The organism is Mesorhizobium sp. M8A.F.Ca.ET.181.01.1.1 (genome assembly GCF_004792025.1).
Taxonomy (GTDB): Bacteria; Pseudomonadota; Alphaproteobacteria; order Rhizobiales; family Rhizobiaceae; genus Mesorhizobium.
Genome location: NZ_SRTV01000238.1, coordinates 1 through 303 on the forward strand (window position 1 = coordinate 1; position 303 = coordinate 303).

Annotated in this window: 1 pseudogene; it reads left to right on the top strand. The window is 62.0% G+C overall.

The features are described 5' to 3' along the window. Positions 1-303, top strand: a pseudogene (locus tag EN824_RS34430) (glycogen debranching enzyme GlgX); the annotation flags it as partial.

Genomic DNA, 303 nt, shown 5'->3' on the forward strand with positions numbered 1-303 from the left:
GCGGCAATACGGTGAACGTGCTGCATCCTCGCGTGCTGCAAATGGTCATGGATTCGCTGCGCTACTGGTCGACCGCGTTCAACATAGACGGCTTTCGTTTCGACCTTGGCGTGACGCTCGGGCGCGAGCCGCATGGCTTCGACCCGGGCTCCGGGTTTTTCGACGCGCTGCGCCAGGACCCGATCCTGTCGCAACGCAAGCTGATTTCCGAGCCGTGGGACATTGGTCCGGGCGGCTATCAGCTTGGCAATCATCCACCGGGTTTTGGCGAATGGAATGACCGCTTCCGCGATACCGTGCGGC